At 71.3% G+C, this 6,000-nt stretch carries 8 protein-coding genes; 2 read left to right on the top strand and 6 right to left on the bottom strand.

All coding sequences use genetic code 11. The annotated features are described in order from the left end of the window. Window positions 1–66 precede the first annotated feature (66 nt). The 3 genes from epsC to ACFU5G_RS15775 form a co-directional block, all read right to left on the bottom strand. Complete coding sequence (gene epsC / locus ACFU5G_RS15785) at window positions 67–663, bottom strand: serine O-acetyltransferase EpsC (RefSeq protein ID WP_377246325.1); 597 nt, start codon at window positions 661–663, stop codon at window positions 67–69. After that, window positions 663–1,598, bottom strand: a complete 936-nt coding sequence (gene cysK, locus ACFU5G_RS15780) for a cysteine synthase A (RefSeq protein ID WP_121385660.1) — start codon at window positions 1,596–1,598, stop codon at window positions 663–665. The genes epsC and cysK overlap by 1 nt, the downstream gene beginning before the upstream one ends. A 507-nt stretch (window positions 1,599–2,105) precedes the next feature. Then, a complete protein-coding gene (locus tag ACFU5G_RS15775; RefSeq protein ID WP_377246322.1) occupies window positions 2,106–2,789 on the bottom strand; it encodes a lytic polysaccharide monooxygenase in 684 nt (227 codons plus the stop codon). Window positions 2,790–2,993: 204 nt separating this feature from the next. On the opposite strand from ACFU5G_RS15775, the gene ACFU5G_RS15770 reads away from it, so the two are divergent. After that, window positions 2,994–3,323: a nuclear transport factor 2 family protein gene (locus ACFU5G_RS15770; RefSeq protein ID WP_377246319.1), complete on the top strand. Its 330-nt coding sequence runs from the start codon at window positions 2,994–2,996 to the stop codon at window positions 3,321–3,323. A gap of 22 nt (window positions 3,324–3,345) precedes the next feature. Here ACFU5G_RS15770 and cutA read toward each other — a convergent pair whose 3' ends face one another. Then, entirely contained in the window at window positions 3,346–3,690 is a 345-nt protein-coding gene (gene cutA, locus ACFU5G_RS15765; RefSeq protein ID WP_377246316.1) for a divalent-cation tolerance protein CutA, read from the bottom strand. A 193-nt stretch (window positions 3,691–3,883) separates the two neighbouring features. On the opposite strand from cutA, the gene ACFU5G_RS15760 reads away from it, so the two are divergent. Further along, complete coding sequence (locus tag ACFU5G_RS15760; protein WP_377246313.1) at window positions 3,884–4,273, top strand: hypothetical protein; 390 nt, start codon at window positions 3,884–3,886, stop codon at window positions 4,271–4,273. A gap of 424 nt (window positions 4,274–4,697) precedes the next feature. On the opposite strand, the gene ACFU5G_RS15755 is transcribed toward ACFU5G_RS15760, so the two are convergent. Continuing rightward, window positions 4,698–5,402 (bottom strand): class I SAM-dependent DNA methyltransferase, encoded by a 705-nt coding sequence (locus ACFU5G_RS15755; protein WP_377246310.1) that lies wholly within the window; start codon window positions 5,400–5,402, stop codon window positions 4,698–4,700. A gap of 168 nt (window positions 5,403–5,570) precedes the next feature. Then, window positions 5,571–5,981 (bottom strand): DUF4345 domain-containing protein, encoded by a 411-nt coding sequence (locus tag ACFU5G_RS15750; protein ID WP_377246307.1) that lies wholly within the window; start codon window positions 5,979–5,981, stop codon window positions 5,571–5,573. Between the last annotated feature and the right edge of the window lie 19 nt (window positions 5,982–6,000).

Below are 6,000 nucleotides of genomic sequence, written 5' to 3'. Positions count from 1 at the left end.
ACCTTCTGCCGACCACCCGCATCCGCGCCCTCCGCGCGGCGGCGCACCGCCACGCGGCCGGGCGCCTCAGATCGAGTACTCGATGAGCTCCGACGGGTCCTCGTTGCGCGAGCGCTCCGCGACCGGTGCCTTCGGCATCCGGACCCGCGCGGGGATGCCCACCGCGACGGCCCCGGCGGGCACGTCCTTGACGACGACGGCGTTGGCGCCGATCTGTGCGTCGTCGCCGATCCAGACGGGACCGAGCACCTTGGCCCCGGCCCCGACGGTCACGCGGTCGCCGAGCGTGGGGTGGCGCTTGCCGCGGCTGAGCGACCGGCCGCCGAGGGTGACGCCGTGGTAGAGCATCACGTCGTCGCCCACCACCGCGGTCTCGCCGATCACCACGCCCATGCCGTGGTCGATGAACATCCGCTGCCCCAGCCGGGCGCCCGGGTGGATCTCGATCCCGGTCGCCGCCCGCGCGAACTGCGAGAGCAGCCGCGCGGGCAGGCGCATCGCCGGGACCCGCCACAGGCGGTGCGCCGCGCGGTACACCCAGAGGGCGTGCACGCCCGGGTAGGCGAGCGCTACCTCCAGGCGGGACCGCGCGGCCGGGTCGTGGGCGCGCGCGGCGTCGAGGTCGTCGGAAAGAACCCCGAGCAGCCCGCGCCCCCGGGCCATCAGTCGACCAGGCCCTCGAACAGCGGCGTGGACAGGTAGCGCTCGCCGAAGTCGGGGATGATCACGACGATCGTCTTGCCCGCGTTCTCCGGCCGCTTCGCGACCTCCAGGGCCGCCGACAGCGCGGCGCCGGACGAGGTGCCGACCAGCAGGCCCTCCTCCTTCGCGGCACGACGCGCGGCGTCGATCGCGGTGGCGAGGTTGACGTCGATGACCTCGTCGTAGACCTCGCGGTCCAGGATGTCGGGCACGAAGTTGGCGCCGATGCCCTGGATCTTGTGCGGGCCGGGCTGGCCGCCGTTCAGGATCGGCGACTCCTCGGGCTCCACCGCGATGACCTTGACCTCGGGCTTGCGCTCCTTGAGCACCTGGCCGACGCCGGTGATGGTGCCGCCCGTGCCGATGCCGGCCACGAGGATGTCGACCTCGCCGTCGGTGTCCGCCCAGATCTCCTCGGCGGTCGTGGCGCGGTGGATCGCCGGGTTGGCGGCGTTGGCGAACTGGCGGGCCAGCACGGCGCCCGGACGCTCCTGCGCGATCTTCTCGGCCGCCGCGACGGCGCCCTTCATGCCCTCGGCACCCGGCGTGAGCACCAGCTCGGCGCCGTACGCGCGCAGCAGCGCACGCCGCTCCTTGGACATGGTCTCCGGCATCGCCAGGACCACCTTGTAACCACGGGCCGCGCCCACCCAGGCCAGGGCGATGCCCGTGTTGCCCGAGGTGCCCTCGACGATCGTGCCGCCCTCCTTCAGCTCACCCGACTCCTCGGCGGCATTGATGATGGACACGCCGATGCGGTCCTTCACGGAGTTGGCGGGGTTGTAGAACTCGAGCTTGCCGAGAACCGTCGCCTCGAGTCCTTCGGTCAGCCGGTTGAGCTTGACGAGCGGGGTGTTCCCGATGAGCTTGGTCGCGTCGTCGTAGATGCGGGCCATTGTTCTTCCTTCGCTGGGTGGCGGGTCTGGCTTGGTTCGTGCGTTGCCCGACGTCGGCGCCCCGGTCGTGCGGGTGCGCGCCTCGGGGCCGGCGTCGAGCGTCTGGGGCAGGTGTCGGGGCCGGAGCGTCCCGCTGGCGACCCGGCCACGCGGGCGGTCCCGGCGCGGTCAGGTGCGTGCGGACGCTCTACAGACAGCCTCGGTGGCAGCAGCCGGTCACGCACATCGAGGGCGCGGCGACCGGAAGAAGACGGGTGGGGAGTGCGGAGCGCACGGTGCTCAAGACGTCCTCCCTGCGTGTGGCGGCCGGAGGGCCGCGCGGCTGCGTGTTCCGTGCCGAGTGGTTGGCTCGACTCGTGCAGGTTACGCGGGCAGCCACTGTGAGACAAGATCTGTCTCAGGTATCGATCATGTCGATGCTTTGCGTTTGCTTGCCTCGCGCGTGAGTGCGGGATCTTCGTCCCGCCGACATGCCTGCCGGGGCGAAGATCCCGCATTCACGAGTGGTCAGCCGCCGATGTTGATGTCCGAGCACAGGTAGTACGGCTGGTCGAGGTGAGAGGCCTGCCAGATCGTGTACAGCACGGCGCGGCCGCTGTACCCGCTGAGGTCGACGTCCGTCTCGTACGTGCCCTGCGCGGGGTAGGAGCCGGTCTCCTGGACCAGGTCGAGGTCGTCCCAGCCGAGCGCCTCCGTGGTCGGGTCGAAGCTCGGCTTGGAGACGTAGATGCGCAGGTAGTCGGCGCCGTGCTGGGCCTGGTCGGTCAGCGTCAGGTGGAACTGCTGCGGCACGTCCTTGGCTACCCACTCGCCGGGGGTGTCGAGGTAGTCGTAGCGCGGCGACTGGGTGCGGCCGCCGGAGCAGAGCTGCCCGTCGGGGATGACGGCCTCGTGGTTGCCGCCGACGTTCTCCCGGTACAGGCCGTTCCAGTTCCACATGGCGTTCGGGTCGGCCTGCCAGGCGCCCCAGCACATGGGGTCCAGGTCGGCCATCTCGGGGTTGAGGTGGTCGCTGCCCCAGCGCTCGAAGCAGCCGTAGTTGCGGGTGGGCGGGTCGGTCACGGAGCCGTGGGCGGCGGCGGGTGCGGCAGTGACCGTGTCTCCTGCGACGACGGCGACCGTCGCGAAGGGCGCGACCAGGGCCAGGGCGACGGCCAGCGTCAGGCCGCGTGTGCGTGCACGGACGGACATGGGTTCCTCCAGGTGCTCGGACAGGTGCGCCTGGCGGGGCCCGCCACGGCGCGTGCAGGAACCACTGTCCGGAGCCGGGCCGGGCGAGACCACGGGGTGAAACGGTTAAGGCCGGAGCGCGTGCTTGGAGGTTCCCCCGCCGGTCTGCGCAGCGCGGCACGTCCTGCTTATGGTCGGGGCAACCGACCACCCAGGAGGCATTCCATGGCTGCTCCCGACCTGCCCGCCGCGATCCAGGAGTTCATCGACGCGACCAACGCCGGTGACACCGAGCGCTTCGTCGCCACGTTCACCGACGACGCGTACCTGAACGACTGGGGGCGTGAGTTCCACGGCCCCGACGGCGTCCGGAGCTGGAACGAGACCGACAACATCGGGATGAAGAGCCACTTCGACCTGGTGTCCGTGGCGCCGGGCGACGGGCCGGACGCCTACACGGTCACCATCAAGGTGACGAGCAACAGGTTCAACGGGACCGGACCGTTCAAGTTCGACCTGCGGGGCGGCAAAGTCGCGAGCCTGGTGCTGAGCTGACGTCGCTCGGCTCGCGCACGTCTCAGCCCGCGCGTGTCTCGGCGCGCATCCATCCGAGGTAGTCCGCGGTGCCGGCCAGGATCGGCAGGCTGATGATCTCCGGCACGTCGTAGGCGTGGTGGTCCAGGATGTGCTGCGCCAGGCCCGCGTACCGGTCGGTCGGGGTCTTGAACACCACCCGCCACTCCTCCTCGACCTGCACCGCGCCGTCCCACCAGAACGCGCTCGTGATCGGACCCTCGACCTGCGCGCACGGCGCCAACCGGGCCTCGACGGCCGAGCGGCCCAGTGCCTCGGCGTCGGCCCGCGTCGATACGGTGGTCATGACCTGGCAGAACTCGAACGCGGCGACGTCGTCGGAAGGCATGCCGGCCAGGCTACTGGTGCGGTGCCGGCGCCCGTCTGATGGTGGGGTGCGGCGCGGGGAGAACACATCTGCCCGGGGTGTGTTGCTCTCGGTAGACATTGTCGACTCAGAGCAACACACCCCGCGGAGTACGACTTTGCGCGGGGGTCGGCCCGCTCGCTCGGGCTTCTCGTGCCGTGGAACGATCCTGTTCGTGAGCAGCGAGGCAGAACGACCGGCGTTGATCCGGCTCGGCTACTGGGACGGACCGCACACGAGCCCCGGATGGCCGGACCCCCGCGATTTCGTCGATCCTGACTGGGACGAGGACGAGCGCGACGAGGTCACCTTCTACTTGTCCGCGGGGACCGTGCGAGTGGCTTTCATGGGGCTGTCGGAGTGCCGGTTCTGCGGTGAGCGGGTCGGTTCCCTCGAGTACACCGACGGGATGTACGTGTGGCCGGAGGGGCTGGCGCACTACCTACAAGAGCACGCCGTGCGGCTGCCGGCGGCCGTCGTCGAGCATGTCCGGACGAGGACGGAGCAGCTCGAGCAGACGCCGGTCGACGACACGTGGTGGAGGGCGCATGCGTCGGGGCAGTGACGCGCCTGGCCAGGTGATGGGCATGCTGGGCGGGCTGAGCGCGACCGTCAGCGGTGTGACTCGCAGAGCTGGACGTGCAGGTAGGCGAAGGGGCTTCGGTTGCGCATGTGGAAGCGCTGCGTGCCGAGAGTGAGCTCGGCGCAGCAGTGTCCGTCGGGCCGGGACGCGAGGAACGCGGGGCTCTCCTCGACGAGGCCTCGCCCGTCCGTCGAGGGTCGTCGTCGAGACCGAGGTGCGCCAGGTGTGGCCGTGCAGCCGCCTCACGACGCGCCCCGGGCTCGCTCGGCCGACGCCGTCAAGCTGGGTCGGAACACGATCGTGCGGGGCGTGCCCGGAGGATGGCACGCAGACCGGGCGCGTGGCGACGTCTTTCCGGCCGGCCAGGCGGCTGGTGCCCGCGCCCGTTCCCAGGAGGTCGGTGCCCTCAGCGGGCCTCGAGGACGAAGAAGAGGAAGCACACGAACGCCGGCCGCTCGCCGCTGGCGATGCGTGGCGGGAGGAGCTCGGGCGGCGTGTCCGGGGACGGCGCGGGTTCGGCCATGGACGTGATGCTGAACCCGGCGGCGGCGAAGGCGTCGGACATCGCGTGCAGGGGGCGGTGCCAGAACGTCAGCGTCCCGGGCTGGCCCGCGAACTCGAACTCGTCCGTGAACTGCCAGGCCCCGAAGTAGCCCTCCTCCGGGAAGAGCAAGGGCCGGGCGAGCGGATGGTTGACCGAGAGGATGAGCCGGCCGCCCGGCTTGAGGACCCGGTGCAGCTCGACCAGCGGCGGCTCCCAGTCCTCGAGGTAGTGCAGCACGAGGGAGGAGACGACGTCGTCGAAGGCGTTGTCCGCGTACGGGAGGGGCTGGGCGAGGTCCGCGACGGTCAGCGGGACGTCGTCGCCGAGCCGGCGGCGGGCGATCTCGATCATCTCCGGGCTGCCGTCGAACCCGCTCATCTCGGCGCCGCGGTCGCGCAGCTCGGCGGACAGCGGCCCGGAGCCGCAGCCCGCGTCGAGGATCTTGCGGCCGCGCACGTCGCCCGCGAGGCGGATCATCGCCGGTCGTTCGTACCAGGCGTTGAACAGGCTCCCGGCGTTCTCGGCGTCGTAGCTCGCCGCGAACTCGTCGTAGTGGTCGGCCTTCATCGGATCCCCTTCGCGCGACGGTCGGTGTCCCGCGGGACGCTATCGGCCGGGACCGCCGCGCGGGCCGCTCTCCCCCAAGAGCGCCGGGTACCTACCGGCCACGTTCACGCTGGTACACGGCAGATCGGGAAACCTCCACAAGCGCGGTGCTCGCCGTCGGCGTCGCGCTCACGCCCGACCGTCCCGAACCACGCCGGACGTCCGCGGGAACACTCGCACGTGCAACCAGATCACCAGCGGCACCACGACCAGCTCGAGCACCAGCGCGCCGACGAAGACCGGGTGCGGCCAGCCCGTCGCGGCGGCCGAGACGAGCCGGGGGACGCCGCCCAGGGCCGCGATCGCGAGGATCACCCGCGTCACGTCGGCGCGTCGCACCGGGTCGCGCAGGCTCCACCAGATCAGCAGCCCGGCGGCGAGCCAGAACGCGTTGACGAACCGGTACTCGCTGTCGATCGTGGCGTTCACCGGCCCGCCGCCCGGCAGTGCCTCCGGTCCGACCACGATCCCGAGGAGACCGCTCAGCACGGGAACCGCGCCGAGCACGGCGATGACCACCAGCAACGCTCTCCGACCCATCCGGGCACCCTTTCACGGG

The organism is Promicromonospora sp. NPDC057488 (assembly GCF_042802395.1).
Lineage (GTDB): Bacteria > Actinomycetota > Actinomycetes > Actinomycetales > Cellulomonadaceae > Promicromonospora.
This window is presented reverse-complemented; position numbering and strand designations above follow the sequence as displayed.

Bases quoted from the DNA above. Each gene is read 5' to 3' on its own strand.
- epsC (WP_377246325.1), bottom strand. From the start codon at position 663: ATGGCCCGGGGGCGCGGGCTGCTCGGGGTTCTTTCCGACGACCTCGAC.
- cysK (WP_121385660.1), bottom strand. From the start codon at position 1,598: ATGGCCCGCATCTACGACGACGCGACCAAGCTCATCGGGAACACCCCG.
- ACFU5G_RS15775 (WP_377246322.1), bottom strand. From the start codon at position 2,789: ATGTCCGTCCGTGCACGCACACGCGGCCTGACGCTGGCCGTCGCCCTG.
- ACFU5G_RS15770 (WP_377246319.1), top strand. From the start codon at position 2,994: ATGGCTGCTCCCGACCTGCCCGCCGCGATCCAGGAGTTCATCGACGCG.
- cutA (WP_377246316.1), bottom strand. From the start codon at position 3,690: ATGCCTTCCGACGACGTCGCCGCGTTCGAGTTCTGCCAGGTCATGACC.
- ACFU5G_RS15755 (WP_377246310.1), bottom strand. From the start codon at position 5,402: ATGAAGGCCGACCACTACGACGAGTTCGCGGCGAGCTACGACGCCGAG.
- ACFU5G_RS15750 (WP_377246307.1), bottom strand. From the start codon at position 5,981: ATGGGTCGGAGAGCGTTGCTGGTGGTCATCGCCGTGCTCGGCGCGGTT.